At 71.5% G+C, this 25,188-nt stretch carries 31 protein-coding genes; 21 read left to right on the forward strand and 10 right to left on the reverse strand.

Annotated features, from left to right (window positions below):
- Positions 1-11: 11 nt before the first annotated feature.
- The 6 genes from ACFY3J_RS10495 to ACFY3J_RS10520 form a co-directional block, all read right to left on the reverse strand.
- The gene (locus tag ACFY3J_RS10495) at positions 12-1,469 is read right to left on the reverse strand and encodes an ATP-binding protein (protein WP_384177461.1); all 1,458 of its coding nucleotides are present in this window, start codon (positions 1,467-1,469) and stop codon (positions 12-14) included.
- Positions 1,466-2,200 (reverse strand): response regulator transcription factor, encoded by a 735-nt coding sequence (locus ACFY3J_RS10500; protein WP_384177463.1) that lies wholly within the window; start codon positions 2,198-2,200, stop codon positions 1,466-1,468. Before ACFY3J_RS10500 ends, ACFY3J_RS10495 begins: the two co-directional genes overlap by 4 nt.
- 116 nt (positions 2,201-2,316) lie before the next feature.
- Entirely contained in the window at positions 2,317-2,535 is a 219-nt protein-coding gene (locus ACFY3J_RS10505) for a hypothetical protein (protein WP_384177465.1), read from the reverse strand.
- Positions 2,536-2,593: 58 nt separating this feature from the next.
- Positions 2,594-3,715 (reverse strand): S1C family serine protease, encoded by a 1,122-nt coding sequence (locus tag ACFY3J_RS10510; protein WP_390840712.1) that lies wholly within the window; start codon positions 3,713-3,715, stop codon positions 2,594-2,596.
- A 135-nt stretch (positions 3,716-3,850) separates the two neighbouring features.
- Positions 3,851-4,873 (reverse strand): LacI family DNA-binding transcriptional regulator, encoded by a 1,023-nt coding sequence (locus ACFY3J_RS10515; protein WP_384177469.1) that lies wholly within the window; start codon positions 4,871-4,873, stop codon positions 3,851-3,853.
- An 86-nt stretch (positions 4,874-4,959) separates the two neighbouring features.
- Positions 4,960-5,736: a winged-helix domain-containing protein gene (locus tag ACFY3J_RS10520; RefSeq protein ID WP_384177471.1), complete on the reverse strand. Its 777-nt coding sequence runs from the start codon at positions 5,734-5,736 to the stop codon at positions 4,960-4,962.
- Positions 5,737-5,976: 240 nt separating this feature from the next.
- Here ACFY3J_RS10520 and ACFY3J_RS10525 point away from each other — a divergent pair, with 240 nt between their 5' ends.
- The 8 genes from ACFY3J_RS10525 (at position 5,977) to ACFY3J_RS10560 (ending at position 11,385) form a co-directional block, all read left to right on the forward strand.
- A complete protein-coding gene (locus ACFY3J_RS10525; protein WP_384177473.1) occupies positions 5,977-6,879 on the forward strand; it encodes an alpha/beta hydrolase in 903 nt (300 codons plus the stop codon).
- 37 nt (positions 6,880-6,916) lie between these two features.
- Positions 6,917-7,171: a MoaD/ThiS family protein gene (locus ACFY3J_RS10530; protein ID WP_365434361.1), complete on the forward strand. Its 255-nt coding sequence runs from the start codon at positions 6,917-6,919 to the stop codon at positions 7,169-7,171.
- Positions 7,172-7,174: 3 nt separating this feature from the next.
- Positions 7,175-8,509 (forward strand): hypothetical protein, encoded by a 1,335-nt coding sequence (locus ACFY3J_RS10535; protein WP_390840713.1) that lies wholly within the window; start codon positions 7,175-7,177, stop codon positions 8,507-8,509.
- 123 nt (positions 8,510-8,632) lie between these two features.
- Positions 8,633-9,370, forward strand: a complete 738-nt coding sequence (locus ACFY3J_RS10540; protein WP_384177477.1) for a DUF2993 domain-containing protein — start codon at positions 8,633-8,635, stop codon at positions 9,368-9,370.
- Between the two features lie 210 nt (positions 9,371-9,580).
- Positions 9,581-9,661, forward strand: a complete 81-nt coding sequence (locus tag ACFY3J_RS10545) for a putative leader peptide (RefSeq protein ID WP_355139345.1) — start codon at positions 9,581-9,583, stop codon at positions 9,659-9,661.
- A 140-nt stretch (positions 9,662-9,801) separates the two neighbouring features.
- Positions 9,802-10,647, forward strand: coding sequence for a sulfurtransferase (locus tag ACFY3J_RS10550; protein ID WP_384177480.1), 846 nt, complete (start codon positions 9,802-9,804; stop codon positions 10,645-10,647).
- Between the two features lie 49 nt (positions 10,648-10,696).
- Positions 10,697-10,984, forward strand: a complete 288-nt coding sequence (locus ACFY3J_RS10555) for a DUF1416 domain-containing protein (protein ID WP_100569102.1) — start codon at positions 10,697-10,699, stop codon at positions 10,982-10,984.
- 143 nt (positions 10,985-11,127) lie between these two features.
- Positions 11,128-11,385 (forward strand): DUF3099 domain-containing protein, encoded by a 258-nt coding sequence (locus ACFY3J_RS10560; RefSeq protein ID WP_225074509.1) that lies wholly within the window; start codon positions 11,128-11,130, stop codon positions 11,383-11,385.
- A gap of 26 nt (positions 11,386-11,411) precedes the next feature.
- Here the strand turns inward: ACFY3J_RS10560 and ACFY3J_RS10565 are convergent, their stop codons facing one another.
- Positions 11,412-11,774: a DsrE family protein gene (locus ACFY3J_RS10565; RefSeq protein WP_384177482.1), complete on the reverse strand. Its 363-nt coding sequence runs from the start codon at positions 11,772-11,774 to the stop codon at positions 11,412-11,414.
- A gap of 192 nt (positions 11,775-11,966) precedes the next feature.
- Between ACFY3J_RS10565 and ACFY3J_RS10570 the strand changes: the two genes are divergently transcribed.
- The 6 genes from ACFY3J_RS10570 (at position 11,967) to ACFY3J_RS10595 (ending at position 16,755) form a co-directional block, all read left to right on the forward strand.
- Positions 11,967-12,695, forward strand: a complete 729-nt coding sequence (locus ACFY3J_RS10570; RefSeq protein WP_384177484.1) for a hypothetical protein — start codon at positions 11,967-11,969, stop codon at positions 12,693-12,695.
- Positions 12,692-13,507, forward strand: coding sequence for a hypothetical protein (locus tag ACFY3J_RS10575; protein ID WP_384177485.1), 816 nt, complete (start codon positions 12,692-12,694; stop codon positions 13,505-13,507). Before ACFY3J_RS10570 ends, ACFY3J_RS10575 begins: the two co-directional genes overlap by 4 nt.
- A complete protein-coding gene (locus ACFY3J_RS10580; protein ID WP_390840714.1) occupies positions 13,504-14,475 on the forward strand; it encodes a hypothetical protein in 972 nt (323 codons plus the stop codon). Before ACFY3J_RS10575 ends, ACFY3J_RS10580 begins: the two co-directional genes overlap by 4 nt.
- A gap of 225 nt (positions 14,476-14,700) precedes the next feature.
- Positions 14,701-15,276 (forward strand): FABP family protein, encoded by a 576-nt coding sequence (locus ACFY3J_RS10585; protein WP_384177489.1) that lies wholly within the window; start codon positions 14,701-14,703, stop codon positions 15,274-15,276.
- Positions 15,277-15,308: 32 nt separating this feature from the next.
- Positions 15,309-15,779, forward strand: coding sequence for a Fur family transcriptional regulator (locus ACFY3J_RS10590; protein ID WP_384177491.1), 471 nt, complete (start codon positions 15,309-15,311; stop codon positions 15,777-15,779).
- A 10-nt stretch (positions 15,780-15,789) separates the two neighbouring features.
- Positions 15,790-16,755, forward strand: coding sequence for a YgfZ/GcvT domain-containing protein (locus ACFY3J_RS10595; RefSeq protein ID WP_390840715.1), 966 nt, complete (start codon positions 15,790-15,792; stop codon positions 16,753-16,755).
- Positions 16,756-16,791: 36 nt separating this feature from the next.
- Here the strand turns inward: ACFY3J_RS10595 and dtd are convergent, their stop codons facing one another.
- Complete coding sequence (dtd, locus tag ACFY3J_RS10600; protein ID WP_225074517.1) at positions 16,792-17,217, reverse strand: D-aminoacyl-tRNA deacylase; 426 nt, start codon at positions 17,215-17,217, stop codon at positions 16,792-16,794.
- A 172-nt stretch (positions 17,218-17,389) separates the two neighbouring features.
- On the opposite strand from dtd, the gene ACFY3J_RS10605 reads away from it, so the two are divergent.
- From ACFY3J_RS10605 to ACFY3J_RS10620, 4 genes are all read left to right on the forward strand, one after another.
- On the forward strand, positions 17,390-18,058 hold the full coding sequence (locus tag ACFY3J_RS10605; RefSeq protein WP_390840717.1) for an AmfC protein: 669 nt from the start codon (positions 17,390-17,392) through the stop codon (positions 18,056-18,058).
- 76 nt (positions 18,059-18,134) lie between these two features.
- Entirely contained in the window at positions 18,135-19,169 is a 1,035-nt protein-coding gene (locus ACFY3J_RS10610; protein WP_390840787.1) for an asparaginase, read from the forward strand.
- Positions 19,170-19,278: 109 nt separating this feature from the next.
- On the forward strand, positions 19,279-20,538 hold the full coding sequence (locus ACFY3J_RS10615; RefSeq protein WP_390840718.1) for a GNAT family N-acetyltransferase: 1,260 nt from the start codon (positions 19,279-19,281) through the stop codon (positions 20,536-20,538).
- 398 nt (positions 20,539-20,936) lie between these two features.
- A complete protein-coding gene (locus tag ACFY3J_RS10620; protein WP_384177501.1) occupies positions 20,937-21,854 on the forward strand; it encodes a winged helix-turn-helix domain-containing protein in 918 nt (305 codons plus the stop codon).
- A gap of 42 nt (positions 21,855-21,896) precedes the next feature.
- On the opposite strand, the gene ACFY3J_RS10625 is transcribed toward ACFY3J_RS10620, so the two are convergent.
- Positions 21,897-22,085, reverse strand: coding sequence for a hypothetical protein (locus tag ACFY3J_RS10625; protein WP_384177503.1), 189 nt, complete (start codon positions 22,083-22,085; stop codon positions 21,897-21,899).
- 183 nt (positions 22,086-22,268) lie between these two features.
- Here ACFY3J_RS10625 and ACFY3J_RS10630 point away from each other — a divergent pair, with 183 nt between their 5' ends.
- Positions 22,269-23,147 (forward strand): winged helix-turn-helix domain-containing protein, encoded by an 879-nt coding sequence (locus ACFY3J_RS10630; protein ID WP_384177505.1) that lies wholly within the window; start codon positions 22,269-22,271, stop codon positions 23,145-23,147.
- 29 nt (positions 23,148-23,176) lie between these two features.
- The gene (locus ACFY3J_RS10635) at positions 23,177-23,914 is read left to right on the forward strand and encodes an HAD family hydrolase (protein WP_384177507.1); all 738 of its coding nucleotides are present in this window, start codon (positions 23,177-23,179) and stop codon (positions 23,912-23,914) included.
- Here the strand turns inward: ACFY3J_RS10635 and ACFY3J_RS10640 are convergent.
- Positions 23,889-24,080: a hypothetical protein gene (locus tag ACFY3J_RS10640; RefSeq protein WP_384177509.1), complete on the reverse strand. Its 192-nt coding sequence runs from the start codon at positions 24,078-24,080 to the stop codon at positions 23,889-23,891. The genes ACFY3J_RS10635 and ACFY3J_RS10640 overlap by 26 nt on opposite strands.
- A gap of 169 nt (positions 24,081-24,249) precedes the next feature.
- On the opposite strand from ACFY3J_RS10640, the gene ACFY3J_RS10645 reads away from it, so the two are divergent.
- On the forward strand, positions 24,250-25,122 hold the full coding sequence (locus ACFY3J_RS10645) for a winged helix-turn-helix domain-containing protein (RefSeq protein WP_384177511.1): 873 nt from the start codon (positions 24,250-24,252) through the stop codon (positions 25,120-25,122).
- Positions 25,123-25,188 lie beyond the last annotated feature (66 nt).

A 25,188-nucleotide genomic window follows, 5' to 3' on the forward strand; every position in this document is an offset into this window, starting at 1 on the left:
CGCGCCGGGCCTCAGCTGACGCCAGGCGTCTCCGGGGGCGGAACGGGCGCCCCCGGCAGCCGTACCGTCGCCACCGTGCCGCCGGCCTCGGCCGGTGTCAGGGTGACCTCGCCGCCCGCCCGTTGGACGGTGCGGGCGACGATGGACAGGCCGAGTCCCGAGCCGGGCAGGGCACGGGCGCCCGGGGAGCGCCAGAAGCGGTCGAAGACGTGGGGGAGTTCGTCGGCGGGGATGCCGGGGCCGTGGTCGCGGACGGTGAGGACGCCCTGGTCCAGGACCACGTCGATCGTGCCGTCCCTGGGGCTGAACTTCACCGCGTTGTCGAGGATGTTGACGATCGCCCGCTCCAGCGCGGACGGCTCCGCCCGTACGAACCAGGGGGCCAGGTCCGCCGTTATGGTCAGCTCCGGGCCGCGCAGCCGGGCGCGGCGCAGCGCCGCCTCCACGGTGTCCTGGAAGGCGACCACCTGGACGCGTTCGCCCTGCTGCCCGTCCGAGCGCGACAGCTCCTGCAAGTCGCCGATCAACGAGGCCAGTTCGGTCATCTGGGCCTTCACCGAGGCGAGCAGTGCCTTGCGGTCGGCCTCGGGGAGCGGGCGGCCCGTCTCCTCGCTGCGGGTGAGGAGTTCGATGTTCGTGCGCAGTGAGGTCAGCGGGGTGCGCAGTTCGTGACCGGCGTCCGCGATCAGCTGCTGCTGAAGGTCCCGGGAACTGGCCAGGGCCGAGGTCATGGAGTTGAAGGAGCGGGACAGGCGGGCGATCTCGTCCTCGCTGTCGTCCTCCACGGGGATGCGGATCGTGAGGTCCTCGGTGCGCGCCACGTGCTCCACCGCCTCCGTGAGCTTGTCCACGGGGCGCAGCCCGGCGCGGGCGACGGCGAGGCCGGCGGCTCCGGCGCCGAAGACTCCCACGCCGGAGACGAAGAGGAGCAGCAGGGCCAGGTCGTTGAGGGTGTTCTCGGTGTCCTTCAGGGAGAGGCCGAGCATGAAGGCGATGCCCGGGTACGGCTCGGAGTTGGGGCCGGGGCCCGTGGGGACGGCGACGGTCATCACGCGGATGTTGTTGCCCTGGCTGTCGGTGGTGGTGTGGAAGGTGCGCTCGCGCACATCGGGGTTGGCGGCCACCCCCTTGTCCAGGGCCGTGACCTTGATGACCCCCGGCGACCGGGTGTCCACGCAGAACTTGCCCTGGGCCGTCACCAACTGCACGTAGAGGTACGAGCGCTGCATGTCGCCCGGCGAGTCGTCCGTCGTCTGCGTGCAGTTGGCGGCCATCGCGGAAGCCGTGGTGGCGGTCACCCGGCCGTAGCTCGCGAGCCGGCTGTCGACCTCGTCGTACAGCTTCCCCTGGACGATGAACCAGCAGGTGAGGGAGACCGCCGCCACCGCGAACGCCACCGCCGCCGCCACCAGCAGCGCCAGCCGGGAGCGGATCGGCAGCGCATGGAAACGGCGCAGCGCCGTCTTCACTCCGCGCCGCCCTGCCGCAGTACGTACCCGACCCCGCGCACCGTGTGCACGAGACGGGGCTCGCCGTCGGCCTCGGTCTTGCGCCGCAGGTACATGACGTAGACGTCGAGGGAGTTCGACGAGGGTTCGAAGTCGAAGCCCCAGACCGCCTTGAGGATCTGCTCCCGGGTGAGCACCTGACGCGGATGCGCCATGAACATCTCCAGCAGGGTGAACTCCGTCCGGGTCAGCCCCACCTGCCGGCCGCCGCGGGTGACCTCGCGGGTGGCGAGGTCCATGCGCAGGTCGGCGAAGGTGAGGGCCTCGTCCTCCTGGGCCGCGCCCGCCACGGCCGCCGCGTAGGTGCTGCGGCGCAGCAGTGCCCGGATGCGGGCGAACAACTCGTCCAGCTCGAAGGGCTTGACCAGGTAGTCGTCCGCTCCGGCGTCCAGGCCGGTGACCCGGTCGCCGACCGTGTCGCGGGCGGTCAGCATCAGGATGGGGGTGGTGTCGCCGGCGCCCCGGATGCGGCGGGCGGCGGTCAGGCCGTCCATCCGCGGCATCTGGATGTCGAGGACGAACAGGTCCGGCTGGTACGAGGCCGCCTTGGCCAGCGCGTCCGCGCCGTCCACGGCGACCTCGGTCTCGTACCCCTCGAAGGCGAGGCTGCGCTGGAGTGCTTCGCGTACCGCCGGTTCGTCGTCGACGATCAGGATGCGCTGGGGATCACGGTCGCCATCGGCGGGACTCATCGGTCGTCGTTCCTCGGGTCGCTGGGGCCGCGGGGACCGGTGGGTCCCGGGCTGGACGCTCTCAGCCTCGCATGTTTCGGTGCGGCGGGGGCGGCGCGCGGGTCGCGCGCCGCAGCTCAGGCCGCGATCGCGGTGATCCGGCGCAGCGGGACCTTGTGCCGGTGCGGGCGCTCGGCGGAGGTGCGCAGGCCCATCAGCTGGGGGACCACGGCGGCCTCGGGCACGCGGTTCGCCGGGCTGTGCGGTTCCTTCGCGAAGGGGCGGGTCAGGCTGAGGCCGGCGGTGGCGGTCAGGTCGATGGTGTCCGTCGTCTCGTGCACAACGTGCTGGATCATGTCCTACTCCTTGTCGAACGGTGCCGGACGATGTCCGGGCGCCTGCCGGTGCCGCACGTCAGCTCCGGGAGCCGGAGCGCAGGGTGGCCAGGTCGGACTTGACGGTGTTGATCGGGATGGCGAAGCCGAGGCCGACGCTGCCGGCGCTGGACGAGTCCGACGCCTGCGTGGCCGAGTACATCGCCGAGTTGATGCCGACGATGTTGCCGCTCGCGTCGATCAGCGCGCCGCCGGAGTTGCCGGGGTTGAGGGACGCGTCGGTCTGTATCGCCTGGTAGGTGGTGGTGGAGGAGCCGGTGTCGCCGTTGAACTGGCGGCCGCCGAACTGGAAGGGCCAGCCGCCGCCACCCTGCTGCCCCTGGTTCTCGTTGGTGGAGACCGTCACGTCCCGGTGCAGGGCGGAGACGATGCCGCTGGTGACGGTGCCGGTCAGGCCCTCCGGGGAGCCGATCGCGACGACCTGGTCGCCGACCGTCAGTCCGTCGGAGTCGCCGAGGGCCGCCGCCTTGAGGCCGGAGGCGTCCCGCAGCTTGATCAGGGCGAGGTCCTTGGAGCTGTCGGTGCCCACGACCTGCGCGGTGTACGAGGTGCCGTCGCTGGTGCGCACCTTGATCGATGAGGCACCCGCGATGACGTGGTTGTTGGTGACGACCTCGCCGTCGCTGGTGACGACCACGCCGGAGCCGGTGGACGTTCCGTTGTCGAGGGTGGCGTTGATCTCGACGACGCTGGGAGTGACCGCCTTGGCGATCGCGGCGATGCTGCCGCGCTGGCTGGAGGCCACCACATTGGTGGTGGTGCTGGAGGCGACCGTGTCCGTGCCGGTCAGCTCCTGGAAGGCGAACGCGGTGCCGCCGCCCACCACGGCCGAGGCGATCGCCACCGCGGCGAGCAGGGCGAGCGGTCCCCTGGCGCGCTTGCGCGACCCGGAGGCGTGCGCGGGTCCCGCCGGGACGGTCGGGAAGACGGCGGTGCCACCGTCGTCCGCGCCGCCCCGACCGGCGCCCGGCCCGGCCGCGAACGGCTGCGCGGGGATGTACGGCGGCGGGGGCGGCCACTCCGGATTCACCGGGGCGGAGGCCCGCTGCTGGTCCGCCGACTGCATGGAGCGGGCAGCCGGGGCCTGCCCGTCACCCTGGGGGTGTTCGTACTCGCCGCTGCGGCGGATGCTCTCGGTCATGACATTGAGAATGTCCCGGGATCATGAGAGCTTCCTGAGTCCCCGCTGAGAAGCCCGACAGAACCTCGTATGCCCGATATAAGCAAGTTCCTCGGAGGGGTCTCCCGCGGTGGGAGAGCCAAGGAGTGACAGGACCTAGGCGCAGCCGCAGGACGTGCGGACCACGAGCCGCGACGGGAACAGCTTCAGCCGCTCCCGGCGCGAGCCGGCGACCCGCAGCCCGTCGTCCAGCACCAGGTCCACGGCCGCCCGGGCCATCGCCGACCGGTCCGAGGCGACCGTCGTCAGCGGCGGGTCCGTCAGCGCCGCCTCCTTGATGTCGTCGAAACCGGCCACCGCCAGCTCGCCGGGGACGTCGATGCGCAGCTCGCGCGCGGCCCGCAGCAGGCCGATCGCCTGGTCGTCGGTGGAGCAGAAGATCGCCGGCGGACGGTTCGGACCCGAGAGGATCTCCAGGCCGATCCGGTAGGCGTCGTAGCGGTTGTACGGCGCCTCGAACAGGCGTCCCTCCGTCGGCAGGCCGGCCTCCGCCATGGCGCGCCGCCAGCCCTCGACGTGGTCGGAGACGGGGTCGCCCACGGCGGGCGTCTCGGCGGTGCCACCCACACAGGCGACGTAGTCGTAGCCGTGCTCCAGCAGGTGCCGTACGGCGAGCTGCGCGCCGCCGAGGTCGTCGGTGACCACGGCCACGTCGTCGATGGCCTCGGGCCGCTCGTGCAGCAGCACCACCCGGGCGTCCCAGGCCTCGATCTCGGCGGCGGCGAGGTCGTTCAGCGCGTGGCTGACCAGGATCAGGCCGGAGACGCGCATGCCGAGGAAGGCCCGCAGGTAGTGGACCTCGCGCTCGGCGACGTAGTCGGAGTTGCCGACGAGGACCATCTTGCCGCGCTCGGCGGCGGCCCACTCCACCGCGTGCGCCATCTCCCCGAAGAAGGGCTGGCGGGCGTCCGGGACGATCAGGCCTATGAGGTCGGTGCGCCGCGAGGCCATGGCCTGGGCGACCCGGTCGGGCCGGTACCCCAGCTCCTTGATCGCGGCGAGGACCCGCTCGCGGGTGGCCGGGGCGACCGGCCGGGGTCCGTTGTTGATCACATAGCTGACGACGGCAGTCGACGTCCCTGCCAGCCGCGCCACGTCGTCCCGAGTCACCTTGGCCACGCGCGGAGTCTACGCGGATGGACACGCTCCCCGGCAGGGCGTACCGGAGCGTGGACGGGTATGGGACACGCCCCTGGGGGCGCGCCTCACCTCTCCGCGCGGGCCCGCCTCGCCGCCGTGTCCTGATTCTCCGGATTTGGCCGGGCGCCCCCGGCCTTCGTCTCGTCCGCGGCGTCCCCGGCGCGGTCGGTCTTCTCGGGAGTAACGAATCGGTAACCGACATTGCGGACCGTCCCGATCAGCGATTCGTGCTCGGGGCCGAACTTGGCCCGCAGCCGCCGTACGTGGACGTCGACGGTCCGGGTGCCGCCGAAGTAGTCGTAGCCCCAGACCTCCTGGAGCAGCTGGGCGCGGGTGAAGACGCGGCCCGGGTGCTGCGCGAGGTACTTCAGCAGCTCGAACTCCTTGAAGGTGAGGTCCAGCGTCCGGCCCTTGAGCCTGGCGCTGTAGGTCGCCTCGTCCACGGACAGGTCGCCGCTGCGGATCTCCATGGGGGAGTCGTCGTTGGCGATCTGCAGTCGGCCCATGGCCAGCCGGAGGCGGGCCTCCACCTCGGCGGGACCCGCGGTGTCCAGGAGCACGTCGTCGATGCCCCAGTCGGCGGTGACGGCCGCGAGGCCGCCCTCGGTCACCACGAGGATCAGCGGGCAGCCGAGACCGGTGGAGCGCAGCAGCCGGCACAGGCCGCGCACCTGCGGCAGGTCGCGCCGCCCGTCGACCAGGACGACGTCGGCGCTCGGGGTGTCCACGAGCGCGGGCCCCTCCGCCGGGGCCACCCGCACGTTGTGCAGCAGCAGGCCGAGGGCGGGGAGCACCTCGGCCGACGGTTGGAGGGCGTTGGTGAGCAGCAGCAGGGAACTCATCGCGCGCCTCCCGCAAGCTCTCGGCCGCGCTCGAGCAGGGGGGACCCCCATGCCAGGGCCCTCGTATGTGTGTGCACCGTTCGCTCGTCCATGGCGTCTGGTTCCTCCTCGGTCCCTGCCCATTGCGCGATCAACGGGCCGTACACCTGCGGTTTCCCGCGCCGTATACAACGCTTCCGAAAGCACAAAAGGACCCGGGGGCTGCGCTGCCCGAGTCCTCTTCGCAGCAGAATAGCCGATATGAGGTCGGGATCGGCAGGTCGAGTGGCGCGTTCGACGGACGTTCCGGAGGGCGGGACGCCGCCGGGCGCGGGCGCCGGGGGCGTGGTCAGGACGTTCCTGCGCACGGCTGACGGGGTGGCGCTCGACGCCGTGTACGAGCCGGGCGCGGCCGCGCGGGACGGCTCCGGCGGCGGTCGCGGCGACGGCCGCGGCGACCTCGTGTTCGTGATCGCGCACGGCTTCACCGGCGACCTGGACCGGCCGCACGTGCGCCGGGTGGCGCGGGTCCTGGCCCGCTACGGCGCCGTGGTCACCTTCTCCTTCCGCGGCCACGGGGCCTCCGGCGGGCGCTCGACCGTCGGCGACCGCGAGGTGCTGGACCTGGCGGCGGCGGTGGCCTGGGCGCGCGGGTTCGGGCACGCGCGCGTGGCGACCGTCGGCTTCTCCATGGGCGGCTCGGTGGTGCTGCGGCACGCGGCCCTGCACGGCGGCCCGCAGGACACCGCACCGGGCGAGGGGCGCGCGGACACGCGCACGGACGCCGTGGTCTCCGTCAGCGCGCCCGCGCGCTGGTACTACCGGGGCACGGCCCCCATGCGCCGGCTGCACTGGCTGGTCACACGCCCCGAGGGCCGCCTGCTCGGCCGCTACGGGCTGCGTACCCGGATCCACCACCGCGACTGGGACCCCGTCCCGCTGCCGCCGTTTCAGGCGGCCTCGCGCATCGCTCCCGTCCCCCTGCTGATCGTGCACGGCGACCGGGACGGTTACTTCCCCCTCGACCACCCCCGGATGCTGGCCGCGGCCGCCGGTGACCACGGGGAACTGTGGCTGGAGCCCGGCATGGGCCACGCCGAGAACGCCGCCGCCGACGAACTCCTGCACCGCATCGCGCGCTGGACCCTCGCACAGGCGGGCTAGCCTGACCCTGTTCATAGACGAGTGATCGAGGGACGGGATGGCAAAGGTCACGGTGCGCTACTGGGCGGCGGCGAAGGCCGCTGCCGGGGTCGCCGAGGAGCCGTACGAGGCGGAGACGCTCGCCGAGGTGCTCGACGCGGTGCGCGGGCGGCACCCCGGTGAGCTGGACCGCGTTCTGCGGCGGTGCTCGTTCCTCATCGACGGTGACCCGGTGGGGACGCGCGCACATGAGACGGTACGGCTGATTGAGGGCGGCACGGTCGAGGTGCTCCCCCCGTTCGCAGGAGGGTGAGCGATGACCGACCGGCCGTATGAGGGGCCTCCCGGGTCTCCCTACGACAACCCCTACAGCGGGTACGACCCGTACGCGGGGCAGTACCCCCAGCAGCCCGCCGCGCAGCAGCCGTACCCGCCCGCCCAGCCGCAGGCGTCCGCCGCTCAGCAGGCCTATCCCCCCGCCCAGCCGCAGGCGTGGCCCGCGCAGCAGCAGGCGTACGAGGACCCGCAGGCCGCCGACCAGTACACGCAGCAGTGGCAGGGGCAGACCTGGGACACCCAGACGCACGCCCGGCCGCCGGCCGCCGCCGCGGAGACGGCGTACCTGCCTCCGGTGGGGCACCAGGGGCCGGTCGCGGCTCACGGGGTCCAGGGTGGCGGGGGTCACGGTGCGCAGGCGCCTTCCTACACACCGCAGCCGCAGCCGCAGCCGCAGGCTCCGGCCTCGCCCGCCGCCGCGGAGACGGCCTACCTGCCCCCGGTGGGGCATCACGCGCCGCAGCCGCAGGCGGCCGCCCCGGCCGCCGCCGCGACGGCTGCCGATCCCGAGGTGGACGGGCCCGCCTACGGTCGCGCGACCCTCGCCGGCAACACCCGGGTCACCGACGCGCAGCGGGCCCGCGCCGAGGGACGCTCGCCGATCATCGAGCCCGGGATGCAGCCGGCCGCGCTCACGGCGCTGCTGGGGCTGCTGCTGGCAGGCACGGCGGAGCTCGGCGTCTACGGGCTGCTCGTGCCGCTGGTCGTGCTCCAGGGCGTGACGGCCGCGGGCTGGTTCAGGCTGAACGGCATGTGGCCCGCCCGGCAGGGCATCGCCCTCGGCTTCGCGGGCGCGCTCGCCGCGGACGTGGCGGTGCTCGCCGCGGGCCGTGAGCACGCGCCCGGGGCGATCCTGGGCACGCTCGGGGTGTGGGTGCTCCTCTCCCTCGTCCTCCAGCTGCGCTCCCACGCCGACCCGGACGAGCGGATGTACGGCCTGACGGCGACCGTCGCCGCGGCGGCGCTGGCGATCGTGGCCACCGGCTACCTCGCCGCCCCGCCGGACGCGGTCGCGGTCGGCGCGGCGGCGGTCGCGGTGGCCGTCCTGGCGCGGGCGCTGCCGCTGCCCACGGCGGCCTCGGTGGTCGTCGCGCTGCTCGCGGCGGCCGGCGCGGGCATCGCGGTCGGCGGCATGACGGACCTGGGTGCCAAGGGCGCGCTGCTCGGCGCGGGCGCCGCGGTGTGCGCGCTGATCGGGCACCGCGCGGCGAGCTACGACTACCCCTCGCGCTTCGTGCACTTCACGGCCGGCGTCGCCCTGCCGCTGTCGGCCGCGGCACCGGTGGTGTGGGTGCTCGGACGGGCGCTGGGATGACCGAGCCCCGGACCGGGCCCGCTGTCACAGCCGCTCAACAAACCCCCGGCCCGGTCCTCGGGGAGGTTTACGCTCGCGCCTGACGGCCATCCGTTCGTGGAGGACCGCTGAGGGGGGAACCGGTTGCGAGCGCTGAGAGTACTCCTGGTCGTCGTCGTGGTCCTGGGCGTGCTGTTCGCGGTGGTCGACCGGGTCGCGGTGCACTTCGCGGAGGGGCAGGCGGCCGACAGGCTCAGGACCACGGAGAACCTGGCGAGCACCCCGGACGTGTCCATCGAGGGCTTCCCGTTCCTCACCCAGGTGGCCGGCGGCGAGCTGGACGACGTCCGGGTCGGCATCAAGGACTACGTGGCCGCCACGGGGAACGGCGGCCAGAAGATCCGTATCGCCGACATCGAGGCCGACATGCGCGGCGTGAAGTTCTCCGGCGACTACAGCTCGGCCACCGCGGCCACCGCCACCGGCACCGCGACCATCGCCTACGACGAGTTGCTGAAGGCCGCCAAGTCCGAGCCGACGCCGGTCCTTCCCGGCGTCACCGCCCATGTGGTCGGCCTGTCCGACGGCGGTGACGGCAAGGTCGAGGTCGGCCTCGAGGTCGAGGCCCGGGCGCTGGGCATCAAGCAGACGTTCTCCGTGCTCAGTTCGGTCGCCGTACGGGGCAAGAAGGTGGAGGTGAGCGCCGACGACCTGCCCGTGGTGGGTGGCCTGCGGTTCCCCGAGAGCCGGATCCGGGCGATCACCGACTTCCAGCAGGCGATCGAACGGCTGCCCGGCGAGGTACGGCTGGACTCGGTACGGGCGGCGAAGGACGGCGTCGAGATCACGGTGAAGGGTTCGGACGTCAGGCTGGCCGGGTAGGCAGCATGCGGGGAACGAAGAGGGTGTCCGATTAGCGAGACACCTCCGTCCGCACCGTAGATGCGCGGCGCGGACGGGAACGGACACGAGCGCCCGGAGGGCGCGGGACGACGGCCCGGACGCTCTCCCCTTCCCACATCCCGGACGATCGTGTCTCAGTATCCGACACGCCGGTGACATGTCCGCCTTTCCCTCCCTACGATCGACACCATGCAGCGACAGGCGGATCTCACGAAGCGGCGGGCAGTGGACCTGTGCCGTGTTGCCGCCATGCTCTGTCGCACTTCCTGAGCGGGAGCCTTCTCCCGTATCCCCCGCCCCGCTACGACCCGGGGCCCACCCGCGCGCCGTGTACGCCGGCATCGAACGCGTACCCGCGCACCCCTTCGCACTCGCACGCCCCGCCGTACCTGCCCCGGAGGAGATTGAGCATGAGCCGCAGCGACGTCCTGGTCGACGCCGACTGGGTCCAGGAACACCTGGACGACCCGAGCATCGCCATTGTCGAGGTGGACGAGGACACGTCCGCGTACGACAAGAACCACATCAAGAACGCCGTCCGGATCGACTGGACCCAGGACCTCCAGGACCCGGTGCGGCGTGACTTCATCGACCAGGCCGGCTTCGAGAAGCTCCTGTCGGAGAAGGGCATCGCCAACGACCACACGGTGATCCTCTATGGCGGCAACAACAACTGGTTCGCCTCGTACGCCTACTGGTACTTCAAGCTGTACGGCCACGAGAACGTCAAGCTCCTCGACGGCGGCCGCAAGAAGTGGGAGCTGGACGCCCGCGAGCTGGTCGACGGCACCGACGTGCCGGAGCGTCCGAAGACCGCGTACCAGGCCAAGCCGCAGGACGCCTCCATCCGCGCCTTCCGCGACGAGGTCGTGGCTGCGATCGGCAAGCTGAACATCGTCGACGTCCGGTCGCCCGACGAGTTCTCCGGCAAGCTGCTCGCCCCGGCCCACCTGCCGCAGGAGCAGTCGCAGCGCCCCGGCCACGTGCCGTCCTCCCGGAACATCCCGTGGTCCAAGAACGCCAACGACGACGGCACCTTCAAGTCGGACGAGGAGCTCAAGGCCCTCTACGAGGCCGAGCAGGTCGACCTGGCGAAGGACACCATCGCCCTGTGCCGCATCGGTGAGCGCTCCGCGCTGACCTGGTTCGTGCTGCACGAGCTGCTCGGCGTGCAGAACGTCAAGAACTACGACGGTTCCTGGACCGAGTACGGCTCCCTGGTGGGCGTGCCGATCGAGCTCGGCTCCGGCAAGTAAGCAAGACGGTTCAGACCGTTTCGACCTCATCGAACCTCTGGAGAAGCACATGTGTGGAGCGAAGGCCGGCGGCCCGGACGCCTCGACGATCAAGCCCGGTGAGACGACGATCCAGGGTCAGGTGACCCGCGACGGCGAGCCGGTGACGGGCTACGTCCGTCTGCTGGACTCGACCGGCGAGTTCACCGCGGAGGTTCCCACCTCCGCCACGGGCCAGTTCCGGTTCTACGCGGCCGAGGGCACCTGGACCGTCCGCGCCCTCGTCCCCGGCGCCAGCGCCGACCGCACGGTCGTCGCCCAGCAGGGCGGCCTCGCGGAGGTCGCGATCGCGGTCTGAGCGGTCTGCTCGGGCGGTCTGCTCAGGCGGTCCGAGCACGGTACGGCCGAAGGGCCGCACCCCACGGGTTGGACACCCGGGGTGCGGCCCTTTTGGCGTTCCCGCCCCGGCACGCCGGGCCCCCGCGGACCTACCCTGGAAGCATGTACGCACGACGTCGGCATGTGTACTTCGCCATGATGGGGGTCTGCATCGGGCTGTTCGTCCTGGCGTGGGGTGTCGTGCGCATCTGGTCGGTTCCCGCGGCCGTCGGCATGTGCCTGGTCGCCATGGTGATCCCACCGGTCGCCGCCATGGTCGCCAACCGGCGAGGGCCCGAGGACCGCTGGTGGGACGACCCGTCCGGCGACCCCAAGTCCGACGAGTGGTGGGACGAGCTGGACGGCAAGAAGCGGCGTTAGCTCCCGGGGGGCGCCCCTCGGCCCGTTCAGTAGACGAGCGCCTGCGTCCCGTCCGCCAGGGCCTCCTGGACGAAGACCTGCGCGCCCGCGATCCGCACGCCCTCGATGACGTCCTTCTCCGTGATGTTCCGGCGGGCCGCGCACTGGGTGCACAGGGTGAGCCGGCCGGCCGCGAGGATCGACTCGATCAGGTCGGGCAGCGGAGCGGCGTGCGGCAGCTCGAACTCGGCAGCCCGGCCCGGCAGCGCGAACCAGGAGGACTCCCCGGTCAGCCACAGGGAGACGTCCACGCCGCTGGCCGCCGCCACCGCCGCCACCGTGAACGCCTGGGAACACCGCTCGGGGGCGTCCGCCCCCGCGGTCACCTTGATCACCAGCTTCTTCGCCATGTGAGGAAGGTTAGTAGGCCCGCGAGCGGGGTCATCACAGCTGCTCCGACGGATGTTGGAGGAATCCCCTGCGAATCGTCGTCGGCTACATCAAGTCGTCATCAAGTTCCCGCACAACCAAGGGCGTTACCCATGAGTCTGCTGTGGAGCGCGGATATGGAATCCTCGCTTCACGTTCTGTGGGGGGACGTCTTGGAAGTACCCGATGCACCTGATGCGCCCCGCGCGCGGCGCCGCCGTGGTCGTACGGCCCTGCTGCTCGCCACCGCCGCCGTGCTGGGGCTCGCCGCCGGCACCTGCGCCGGCTACCTGATCCAGGCCGACCGGGAGCCCACCGCCCTGCCCCCGCTCTCGCAGCCGGTGCTCGCGCAGGCGAAGGGCGAGGGGCCGGAGCCGCTGTCCGCCGCGCAGGACCGCAAGGTGAAGACGGACGGCGACCTGCGCAAGCTGCTCATCGCGCGGCCGAAGGGGGCGAAGAAGCCCGACTTCGAGCCCGGCAAGGACGGCTGGCTGAACATGGCCGAGTACGCGGACCAACTCGTGGACGAGGACAGGGAGTTCGCCAGGCTCGCGGAGGTGGAGTTCCGGCGCGCGGCGGGCATCGCCTGGACCGAGCACGGCACGGAGTCCGTCGAGGTGCGGCTCGTGCAGTACCACCAGGAGGAGAGCCTCGGCGCGTCCGACCGAGCCGGCAACTGGGACACCTTCGACACCGACAGCTGGTCCATCCCCGGCACCGGCGACGGCAGGGTCTACATCAGCACCGAGCCCGAGACGGAGCCCGGTTATCTGCCGATGTACAAGGCGCAGGCCGCGGCCTGGCGCGGTGACATCGCCATGGAGATCTGGATCTACGACACGAAGCCGATCCCCAAGTCGAAGATCATGGATTTGGCCAAGCGGCAGATGGAGCGGCTGTGACCGAGAACCCTGGAGCCGAGGAAGGGGCCGAGGAAGGGGCCGTTCTCGCCGAACCCGTGCCGGAAGCCCCCGCGAAGAAGAAGCCGGTGCGACGCGGCCGGGTCGCCGCCGTCGCCGCCTCCGTCCTGCTCGCCGTCGCTGTCGTCGGTGGCGCGGGCTACACGGTCGTGACCGTCCAGAACGCCGACCGTGACGCCGGCGCCCCCGTATGGAAGTTCCCGAAGGCCGCGACGAGCGAGGCCGGGAAGACCAAGGGGGTCACCTCGCTCGCCACCATGCTCGTGCCGTTCGGCACCGACGGCTGGCGCCGGGGACCGGACATCGCAGGGTTCGGCTCCGACGCCGCCCTCAGCGGGGGCGAGGCCGCCGCCCTGCGCAAGGAGTCGGTGCGCGCCCTGCCCCGCTCCCAGCGGCGGCAGATCGAGAAGCAGATCGACAAGCAGCACACCAAGGGCATGGCGATGCGCAGCTACATCAGCACGGACGACGGCACCGTCACCGTGAGCGTCGAGCTCGTCCAGATCCAGGACAAGGCGGCGGTGCGGAACATGTCGATGTTCCAGAACGAGTTCCTGGCAGCCCTCAAGATCTTCCGCAAGGGGCCGACCGTCCGGGGACACAAGAACGCCAAGTGCTTCCTGCCGCCCACGGAGCGCAAGGAGAAGCTCGACATGATGCTCTGCTCCGCCTACCGGGGCGACGTCCTGGTCACCGCCACGGCGTACGGGGCCAAGCCACTGCACACCAAGGCGGTCGCCGGGCTGCTGCGCGAGCAGCTCGACCGCGTCGCCGAGCCGGGGGAGGCGGTATGACCGAGCAGACCGAGCCGGTGAACGGGGCGGAACCGGTCGAGCCCACCGCACAGGACACGCCGCAGGTGCCGCCCGCGCCGACGCCCGAGACGCAGCCGGTGCCCGAGACGCAGCCGGTGCCCGAGACACCACCCCTGCCCGGCACGCCGCCCCCACCCGTGGAACCGCGGACGCTCCCGGCGGCGCCCGAACCCCGGCCGAAGAAGGACCGCCGTGTCCTGCGTGCGGTCCTGCGGTGGACCGCCGCCGTGGTGGTCTTCGGGGCCGTCGGCGCGTCCGCCGCGTACGGCATCACCCGCATGGAGCGCACCGACGTACCGGGCCTCGCGACCGAGTCGGACGGGCGCTGGGACTATCCGGCCCTCGTCAAGCCGCCGCTGCCGTCCGGCAGCCCCGCGCCGTTCGCCGACGCCAACAAGTCCGGCGCCCACTACGCGGACCTGCGCAAGCTGCTGCTGCCCGCCCCCGAGGGCGCCAAGGCCGACGCGGCGCTGCGCGGCAACGACGGCTGGCTGCCGACGAAGACGTTCCTCGCGCAGTACGCCGACGAGGCGGCCCGCGGCACGATCGCGCAGCTGCTGACCGACTACGGCCTGCGCCACATCACTGCCCGCGGCTGGACCATGCCGGACGGCACCCGCACCCGGATCTACCTGCTCCAGTTCAATACCGCGGCCGTCGCGGACGAACTGTTCTCCGCGAAGCTGACGAACTACAGCTTGCCGTCCTACCCGGTGCGCGGCGCCGACGTGTCCGAGCGGGACGAGGACTTCCCGCCGCGCGCGGAGGTCGACGACGTCGAGACCAACCCCTACGTGGAGAGCAAGCCGTACGGCGCCGAGCAGGTCAGGCAGGCGTACCTCTCGGCCGGTGACACCATCGGCGTGATCGTCCAGTCCCGCAAGGGCACCGCCCCCGCCGTCCCCTTCCAGCAGACCGTGACCCTTCAGAGCCAGTTGCTCGGCTGACGCCCGTCGCGGAGCACCCGCAGGGAGGGCGGGGCCCCGGCCGACTAAGCTGGGGGTCGGCCCTGTGTACGTACCGCACCTGCTCAACCGAGGAGCACCCCGTGGAGATCTTCTTCGAAACCCTGCTGGTCCTGGTCTGCGTCGGCGTTCTCGCCTTCGCCTACCTGACCGTGAAGAAGCTGTACCAGGGCCAGCGCTGACGACGACATCCAGGAACAGCTGCTCATGATCGAGATTCCGTCCGACCTCCACAAGGACCTGGTTCCCCTCGCCTTCCTGCTCGGCGACTGGGCCGGAGCCGGCGTGCACGACTTCCCGGGCGCCGAGAAGTGCAACTTCGGCCAGGAGCTCGGCTTCACCCACGACGGCCGGGACTTCCTCGAGTACCACTCCCGTACCTGGGTGCTGGACAACGACGGCAACAAGGTGAAGCCGCTGGAGACCGAGTCCGGCTTCTGGCGGATCGACGCCGACCGCAAGGTCGAGGTCACGATGACCCGCGACGACGGCGTCATCGAGATCTGGTACGGCGAGCTGGCCCACAAGAAGCCGCAGATCGAGCTGGTCACCGACGCGGTCGCCCGCACCGCCGCCTCCCGCCCCTACACCGGCGGCAAGCGGCTGTACGGCTACGTCAAGAGCGACCTGATGTGGGTCGGCGAGAAGCAGACCCCCGAGGTCGAGCTGCGCCCCTACATGTCCGCCCACCTGAAGAAGGTCGTCACCCCCGAGCAGGTCGAACGCTGGGCCAAGGCCCTCCCGGACGACCTCCCGGACGACGGCATCGCCTTCTTCAAGTGAGCCCGGACGGGTCACAGCCCTAGACTTGGGGTGTGGTGAGCACCGACTGGAAGAGTGATCTGCGGCAGCGTGGCTACCGGCTGACCCCGCAGCGGCAACTCGTGCTCGAAGCCGTCGACAGCCTGGAGCACGCGACACCCGACGCCATCCTCGGCGAGGTGCGGAAGACCGCGTCGGGGGTGAACATCTCCACGGTGTACCGGACCCTGGAGCTCCTGGAGGAGCTCGGGCTGGTCAGCCACGCCCATCTGGGGCACGGTGCGCCGACGTACCACCTGGCGGACCGGCACCACCACATCCACCTGGTCTGCCGGGACTGCACCAACGTCATCGAGGCGGACCTGTCGGTGGCGGCCGAGTTCACCGCGAAGCTGCGGGAGCAGTTCGGCTTCGACACGGACATGAAGCACTTCGCGATCTTCGGGCGGTGCGCGGACTGCGCGCGCAAGGGCGCGACGGCTTCGGGCGCCTCGGCCGGCAGGAGTCCAAGTACCGAGTCGTAGGCTTGTGTTCATGAAGAGCCCCCTGTTGTCCCTGCCCGGCGCCGTCCAGGCCGAGGGCGTGGACGAAGGCGTCGCCGCCCATTACGGCGACCTGTTCCGCGAGCAGCGCGCCCTCGCGGACGGCACCGGATTCGTCGACCTCTCGCACCGCGGTGTCGTCACCGTCTCCGGCGAGGACCGGCTGAGCTGGCTGCACCTGCTGCTCACCCAGCACGTCAGCGAGCTGCCGGCCGGCCAGGCCACCGAGGCGCTGATCCTGTCCGCGCACGGCCACATCGAGCACGCGCTCTACCTGGTCGACGACGGCGAGACGGTCTGGGCCCATGTGGAGCCCGGCACCCAGGAGGCGCTGATCGCCTACCTGGAGTCGATGAAGTTCTTCTACCGGGTCGAGGTCGCCGACCGGACCGCCGACTTCGCCGTCGTGCACCTGCCGGCCGGTTCGATCGCCGACGCGCCCGAAGGGGCCGTGGTGCGGGATACCGCCTACGGCCGCGACCTCTTCCTGCCCCGCGCGGACCTGGAGTCCTACGCGGGCCAGGCCGGCCCGCCGGCCGGGATCCTCGCCTACGAGGCCCTGCGCGTGGAGCAGCACCGTCCCCGGCTCGGCTTCGAGACCGACCACCGCACCATCCCGCACGAGCTGGGCTGGATCGGCACGGCGGTGCACCTCCAGAAGGGCTGCTACCGCGGGCAGGAGACCGTGGCCAGGGTGCAGAACCTGGGCAAGCCGCCGCGCCGCCTGGTCTTCCTGCACCTCGACGGCAGCGAGGTCCACCTGCCGGTGCACGGCACCGGGATCCACCTCGCCGACGAGGGGCCGGACGGCCGCAAGATCGGCTTCATCACCACGTCCGTACGGCACTACGAGCTCGGACCCGTCGCGCTCGCCCTGGTCAAGCGGAACGTGCCGGTCGACGCACGGCTGATGGCGGGCGAGACGGCGGCGGCGCAGGAAGTGGTCGTGGAACCGTAGCCTCCCCGAGGCCCACCTCTCCGGCAGGTCCCGGGCTCACATCTCCAGCAGGACGGTGAACGGGCCGTCGTTCGTCAGCGACACCCGCATCCGCGCGCCGAACCGGCCCGTCGCGACCGTCGCGCCCAGGGAGCGCAGCTGTGCGACCACCTCGTCCACCAGCGGCTCGGCGACCTCGCCGGGCGCGGCCGCGTTCCAAGTGGGGCGGCGGCCCTTGCGGGCGTCGCCGTACAGCGTGAACTGGCTGACGACCAGCAGCGGGGCGCCGGTGTCGCTGCACGACCTCTCGTCGTGCAGCATGCGGATCGACCAGAGCTTGCGGGCCAGCTGCGCCGCCTTCTCCTTGGTGTCCTCGTGGGTGACCCCGACGAGGACGCACAGCCCCTCGCCCTCGATGGCCCCCACCGTCTCGCCGTCCACGACGACGCTCGCGCCGTCCACCCTCTGCACCACTGCACGCATGCCGACCATGATGCCTCTCGGCCGTCCGGGTGCCGTGAGGGGTCCATATCGTGCTTCTTTCAGCTCCGTAACCCTCCATCCGGGGCTGATCGGGCGCACTCGGTCACATCCCGGCCACTCAGGGTGGCACGATGCTGTCGTACGCGCCGGTCGAGGGGACGGTTGAGGCGCCATGAGCACATCGAGTACCGAGCGGCAGCCCGTGGCGGCCTCGCCCATCCTCGAGGATGTCACCGAGGCCCACCGGCCGCCCGTGCAGCGCACCGACAGCCCCGGGCCGCCCGCTGTGGACCCCGAGCCCAGCTCGTCGAACACGGGGTACGCCCGGCATCCCGACCTGACCGTGCTGAGCCTGCCGGAGCTGCGCGGCCTGCGCCGGCAGGCGCAGCGGGACGAGGCCGACCTGAGCTACGTGCGGCGGCTGCTTCAGGGGCGGATCGACATCCTGCGCGCGGAGCTGGCCCGGCGCGGGCCGGAGTCCGTCCTGGGCGCCGGGCAGGTGCCCGCGCCCGAGCAGGGGTCCGTCGTCGGGCGGCTCGCGGAGATCCTCAAGGACGCGCCCGCGCGGCAGCGCTCCTCCGCCCGGCATGTGACGCTCGGCACACCACACGGCGAGGAGTACCGGCGGCTGGCCGCCCAGATGCTCGCCGAGGTCGAACTGTCGGACCTCGGGGCGCGTACGGACCGGGAGTTGGGCGCGGCGATGGGGCGGCTCGTGCGGTACGAGCAGCAGGTGTCCGGGCGGCGGCAGCAGTTGCAGCGCACGGCCGACGGATGCGGCACGGAGATCGCCCGCAGGTACCGTGAAGGGGAGGCGCAAGTCGACGACCTGCTCATCTGACGCGACGGGCGCTCAGACCCCGGGACCGGCGCGGGGAGCGGGTTTCCCTCGTTCTCGCCCGTTCCACTGTTTCCGCCTGTCGCCCGGAAGGCCACCGCCGATGTCCGCGTCCACAGCCCCCTCCGCAGTCCCGTCCTCCGCCCCGGCGTCCGCGTCCGGCGCGTCGGACGCGGTGCCGCCGGTGCTCGCCGAGGTGGTCCGCTCGGGGTTCGTGGAGGGGCGGCACCGGGGCAGCCTGGTGGTGCTGGCCGCGGACGGTTCGGTGGAACGCGCGCTGGGGGACGTGAGCGCGCCGGTCTTCCCGCGCTCGTCGAACAAGCCGATGCAGGCGGCGGGGGTGCTGCGCGCCGGGCTCGACCTGGCGGGTGAGCGCCTGGCGCTCGCGGCGGCCAGCCACTCCGGGGAGGTCTTCCACCGCGACCTGGTCCACAAGATGCTCGGCGAGCACGGGCTGACCCCGGCGCGGTTGCAGTGCCCGCCGGACCTGCCGCTGGACCCGGAGGAGAAGGAGACCTACCTGGCCACCGGATCGGTGCGCGACCGGGTGGTGATGAACTGCTCCGGCAAGCACACCGCGATGCTGGCGGCGTGCGCGCTGCGCGACTGGCCGCTCGAGTCGTACCTCGACCCCGAGCACCCGCTCCAGCGGATCGTCCACACCGTTGTGGAGGAGGCGGCGGGCGAGCCGGTGGCGGCGGTCGGCACGGACGGCTGCGGCGCGCCACTGGCGGCGATCAGCCTGATGGGCCTGGCCCGCGCCTACCGCGCCTTCGTCCTCGCCGCGCCCGGTACCCCCGAGCGCCGTGTCGCGGACGCCATGCGTGCCCATCCCGAGTACGTCGCCGGCACCCGCCGTCCCGACACCTGGCTGATGCGCGAGGTCCCTGGTGTCCTGTCCAAGATGGGCGCGGAGGCGGTCCAGGCCGTCGCCCTCCCGGACGGCCGCGCCCTGGCCTTCAAGATCGACGACGGTGGCACGAGGACCCTCGGCCCGGTGCTGGCCCGCGCCCTGACCCTGATGGGCCTGGACGCCCCGGTGCTCGAACGCATCGGGCACGCCCCGCTGCTGGGCGGCGGCCGGCGGGTGGGGGAGATCCGGGCGGCCTTCTGATCCCGGCGGAGCAGCTCCTGCGGGACGGCGCGGGGCCGGGACGAGATCGGGGTGGCGGGGCGAGGAAAACACCGCGACACCCCGCCCCCGGCCCCCCTACTGTCACCCCATGACTGCCGCCAGCCCCGATATCGACGTACGTCCCATCACCGACGCCGAGATCCCCGACTGGGTCCGCGCCCTGAACACCGGCTTCCTGCGCCCCCCCGGCGTCTCCGACACTGAGATCGCCGACCGGCGCACGTACATCGAGCCGTCCCGCACCCTCGGCGCCTTCGACGCGGGCCGGTGCGTGGCGACGTTCCGGTCCTTCCCGCAGGAGCTCACGGCCGTGGGCGGCGCGACCGTTCCCGCCGACGCCATATCCAACGTGACCGTCACCGCCACCCACCGCCGCCGCGGCCTGCTGACCCGGATGATGGCCCAGGACCTGGCGGCCGCGAAGGAGCGCGGGGACGTCGTGGCGACCCTGATCGCCGCCGAGTACCCCATCTACGGCCGCTACGGCTTCGGGCCGGCCACCTGGGCGACCGAGTGGACGATCGACGTGCCCCGGGCCGGACTCGACCCGCGCCGGGCGGGTCCGGAGGACGGCGGCCGGGTCGACCTCGTGGACGTCGACGACGTACGCAAGCTCGGCCCGGAGCTGCACGAGCGGCTGCGCCGCGCCCAGCCCGGCGCGATCGACCGCCCCGAGCGCTGGTGGCAGGTCACCACCGGCGCACTGCGCACGCACGGCCGCCCCTGGACCGAGCCCTTCCACGCCGTCTACCGCGCGGCGGACGGCACGGTCGAGGGGCTGGCGGTGTACCACTGCGACGAGACCTGGTCGGACGCCAAGCAGCCGCTGAACACGGCCACGGTGAAGAACCTGATCGCGGTGACCCCGGCCGCCGAGCGCGCGCTGTGGCTCCATCTGTGCTCGATCGACTGGATCACGAAGGTCAGGAGCGGCTGGCGGGCCCCCGACGACCTGCTCCCGCATTTCCTGCCGGACCCGCGCGCCGCCACCGCCACCACGCACGCGGACTGGCTGTGGGTGCGGATCCTCGACGTCGTCCGGGCCCTGGAGGCGCGGACGTACGAGGGCACGGGCACGCTGGTGCTGGAGGTCCTGGACCGGGCCGGAATGGCCGGCGGGCGCTGGCGGCTGGAGGCGTCGCCCGCCGGAGGGATCTGCACGCCGACGACCGAGAGCGCCGATCTGACGCTGGACGTGGCTCAGTTGGCGACCCTGTGGCTCGGCGACGAGTCTGCGGTGCGGCTCGCCGCGCTGGGCCGGGTCCGGGAAGAACGAGCGGGCGCCGCCCGGGGGGCGGACGCCCTGCTGCGTACGTCCAGGCGGCCTTGGTGCCCGGACATGTTCTGAGCGCTCCTTCCTGCCGGTGGCGGGTGACAGGTATGACGCATCCGTAGCTTGCTGTTCGGTTGTGGCTGTACGAGACGGTCTTCAGTTGTGGCTGTGCGGTGTGTTCGGTTGTGGCTGTGCCGACCGTGCCGGCGGCGCGCCGGCTGTTCAGTTGTGGCTGTGCCGTGCGGTGCCGGACAGCCGGCTGCCGCTTCCCCGTTGGCGCTCCGACCGACCGAGCTCCCGGCTCCCCTCCGGAAGGGAGCACGGTCGTACGTTCTCCAACCGTCACCCTGGTGGCCAACACTTGGAAAGTTTGGCCATGTCGCTCAAGTTGGCTACCAACTCCACTGCTGTTATCTCCGCTTGGAAGCGACCCATAACCACCTTTCAACGAACTGCCGGAAGATGGCGGGAAGTTGTACTGTTTTGTTGTGGACCCGGAACACGCCTCCGCCAATGGGCGGAAGAGGTCACAGCGGCCACAGAGGTCACACCGCGAGGTGGCCGACGAACTGCGGCACCGGATCAGGACGGGAGTGCTGCGGCCGGGCCAGCGCATGCCCACTCAGGCCAAGCTGGCCGACGAGTTCGGTGTCGAGCGCGGAGCCGTGCGCCAGGCCCTGCGCATCCTCCAGTCGGAGCACCTGCTCACCAATGTGTCCAAGGGGAGCCCGGCGACCGTCGCAGCCGGCCCGGTGGGGGCCCTGACCGGCCCCGCCGCCCCGCCGCTGCCCACCACGGCCGCGCTCGCGCCCCGTATCGCGGCCGCCTTCGGCGCCCCCCACGTCGAGATCGACGCCCTGTGCCTGACCGCGATCTCGCTCACCCTGGCCATCGGCGAGCCGCTGCGGCAGATCCACGCCGGGCGACTGAAACCGGCCAAGATCGACGTCCGCGTGCTGCTGCCCAGCCGGGACATCGACCTCGCCTTCCCCGCGCCGGTGGACGCCTCCGACGCCGGCCGGCTGCGCCGCCGCTGGCTGGCCCAGCGCAACGCCCAGGGCCAGGTGCTCAAGCACAACCTGCTGGCCCTGCGCGCCACCCACGGCATCGACGTGCGCGTGAGCTTCCGCGCGCTGCCCTTCACCCCGCCGGTCAAGCTGTACCTGCTCAACGACCGGGAGGCGCTCTTCGCGTACTACACGCTGCGGCGGCGTGAGCAGGAGATCGACCACGAACACCTGGAGCTGTACGACGCGGAGGGCACCAGGTCGATCCTCTTCGCCTTCGAGCAGGGCGCCGACCCGCGCGACACGACCTTCGTCGAGCAGTCGCATGTGTGGTTCAACGCGCTGTGGGAGACGATCAGTTCGGAGCTGCTGCTCACGAGCTGACGCCTCCCACGGGGAGCGGCCCGGACGCTGGGGATCCGTGTGTCACAGGGCGGGCCCCGCGAGCTGCACCGCCAGCACCACGGCCCCCACGGAACTGAGGGTCGGGTTCTTGGCCTTGATGCCGACGGTGAGCAGCAGCAGGCCGATCATGCCCATCGCGCCGTACTTCCACTGCAGGAGTTCCTCGAAGCCGATGACGAAGATGGCTGACACAAGAGCGAGAGCAGGCAAGGCGATTCCCCCTTCGGACGGTTGCGGGCCGGGACGGGCGTGGGGGGTGTCGGGGAGAGCGGGCAAAAACTTCCACCAACTCCATCAAGTTGGTCACCAACTCTGATGTAGTTGTCCCCACTTGGCTGCTATCTATAAACAAGTGTCAAACAACTGCCTTTAGATAGAGCAAAGTTGTACCGTTTGGTTGTGACCCAGGAGAGCGTGGCCGTGAACGGCAGCAGAAGAAGCTCGCCCCAGGAGATCGCCGAGACCCTGCGGGAACGGATCCGCACCGGCGAACTCCGGCCGGGCGACCGCCTGCCCACCCAGGCCGAACTCGCCGGGGAGTTCGGGGTGGAGCGCGGCGCCGTGCGCCAGGCGCTGCGAGTGCTCCAGGGGGACGGCCTGCTCAGCAACGTCACCAAGGGCAGCCCACCGCGCGTCGCCGCACCCGTCGCCGCCCGCGCGGAGCCGCAGCCGACGATGGTCGGCCTCGCGCCCCGGCTCGTGGAGGCCTTCTCCGCCCGGCAGGTCAGGATCGACGCGGCCTGCCTCACGGCCGAGACGCTGATGGTCGCCGTGGGCGAGCCCCTGCGCCTCATCCACGAGGGTCGGCTGCGCCCCGAGTCGATCGACGTGCGCATCCTGCTGCCGTCCCGCAACATCGACCTGGCCTTCCCGATCTCGGTGGACCGGCCGAGCGAGGACGACCCGGTCCACCAGCGCTGGCTGGCCCAGCGCAACGCACAGGGCCACGTCCTGAGCCACAACCTCAAGGCCCTGCGCGCCACCCACGGCATCGATGTCCGCGTCACCTTCCGCGCGCTGCCCTTCACCCCGCCGGTCAAGCTGTACCTGCTCAACGGCGCGGAGGCGCTGATCGCGTACTACATGATCACCCGTCGCGAGGAGTGGGCGGACGACGGGACGCTGGACATGTACGACGTCCTCGGCACGGAGTCCCTGCTGTTCTCCTTCGAGCAGGCGACCGGGCAGCGCGACGCCGCGTTCGTGACGGAATCGCAGAAGTGGTTCGACGCCCTCTGGGAAACCATCACGTCGGATCTGACACTCTCCTAGTGACTTCTGATACGACGCAGACCGAATCGGTGACAGCTGAGACCGGAAACGAGACCGAGGAACTGCGGAACCTGATCGCGGGTGCCCGTGTCGTGCTCTGGGACTTCGACGGGCCGATCTGCCGGCTGTTCGCCGGGCACTCGGCGGAGCGGGTGGCGACCGAACTGGTGCGGTGGCTTGAGGGCCGGGGCCTGCACGGCCTGCTGACCGGCTCCGAACGGCAGTCTCTGGACCCGCACGTCGTCCTGCGTGCCGTGGACCGCCGGCACCCCGGCAGCGACCTCGTCACGGAGCTGGAGGCACGGCTGACCCAGGAGGAACTGCGTGCCGCCGCCTCCGCGATGCCCACCCCGTACGCCGACCCGCTGATACGGACCTGGAAGGCCCTGGGCTCGCGCCTGGCCATCGCCACCAACAACTCGCCCCTCGTGGTGCGCGAGTACCTCGCGGGCCGCGACCTGGACCCCTGCTTCGCCCCCCACGTCTACGGACGCACCCACGACCTGAAGCACCTCAAGCCCGACCCGCACTGCCTGAACCGCGCCCTGACCGCCACGGGCGCCTCCCCCGCGCAGGCCCTGATGATCGGCGACACGCCCACGGACCACGAGGCCTCCCTGCGGGCCGGCGTGTCCTTCCTCGGCTATGCCCGCAACGCCCGCAAGGAGAAACTGCTCAGGGAGGCGGGCGCCACCGTGGTCGTGGACTCCCTGGAGCCGATCCTGCGGATCCTCCGGATGATCAGGCCTGAGTCATCAGGAGCGTGAAGACGATGGCGGCGCCGACCGCGAGCCCGGTACTGCGGGCGCGTACGCCCACGGTGACGGCGACCAGCAGAGCGAGTCCCACCAGGCCCAACCGGGCCCGTACCTCGTGCGTCAGGAGGAACTCCCCCAGGGCCCGGAGCAGTTGCAGCTGGACCACGTTCCCCACCCACCCTTCCATTTGTCAGTGAGCTGGCCAACTAGTAGGCCAATTGGGCTGGTTGCCTTGAAATGGATGTCCCCTGCCGGTCTGATCGATTAACGCGGCAGGCCAAAATGACTCCCGGAGGAGGTGAAAAGTCGGTTTGCCGGTGGGCTGCCGGCGGTACCGTCAGGTTGTGGGCGAGGTGCGGGCGGGCGACGGTGGCGGCAGGGAGTTCCGCCGGGTGTCGGCGGAACTGCGGGCCCGGATGGCGGACGGCACCTATCCGGTGGGCTCCCGTCTGCCCTCGCAGCGTGATCTCGCGGAGGAGTTCAGGGTCTCCCGGGACACCGTGCAGCGGGTGCTGCGGGAGCTGGCCAACGAGGGCTGGACCGAGTCCCGGCAGGGCAGCGGCACCCGTGTCATCAAGAACCAGCGGATACTGTCCTCGGCGGCCAAGGCCACCCGGTCACGCAAGGGCGTGAGCCTGGAACCGCTCATCAGCGAGGCGTTCGAACAGCCGGAAGTGGCCCTCGACGTCTACACGTTGACATCCGAGTCGCTGGACACCCACATCAGGCTCCAGGCGGAACGGATCCGGAGCGGGTCCATCCAGCCCCGGAGCATCTCGCTGCGCATGCTCCTGCCGACCACGTCGTTGCCCCTGCCCTACCCAAGGGCCATGGACGACGAGTACGCCCCCCGTCTGCACAACCGCCTGCTCGCTATCACCGAGCGGCACACAAACTCGCTGCGGAAAGTACTGCGCGAGCTGCGGGCCGAGGGGCTTGTGCCTGCGGTGGACGTGCAGATCCGGCACGTACCGCTGACGCCGACCTTCAAGCTGTACGTCCTCAACGGCGTGGAGGTCCTCTTCGGGCCGTACGAGGTGATCGAGCGGCCCGTGGTTCTCGAGACCGGCGAGGATATCAGGGCGCTCGACGTGCTGGGGCTCGGGGCGACCCTCACCCATCACATGCGCGACGCGGATCCCGACTCCCCGGACTCCGTCTTCGCGACCTCGATGCAGTCGTGGTTCGAGTCCGTGTGGACCTGGCTGTCCGAGTGACGCGGCGGCCCCAGTGCTGTGCTGTAGCATGCCCGCACCACGTGGGCAACAGCTCCGTTTCACACG

The sequence above is a fragment of the Streptomyces sp. NPDC001231 genome (genome assembly GCF_042896885.1).
In the GTDB taxonomy this organism is placed as follows: domain Bacteria; phylum Actinomycetota; class Actinomycetes; order Streptomycetales; family Streptomycetaceae; genus Streptomyces.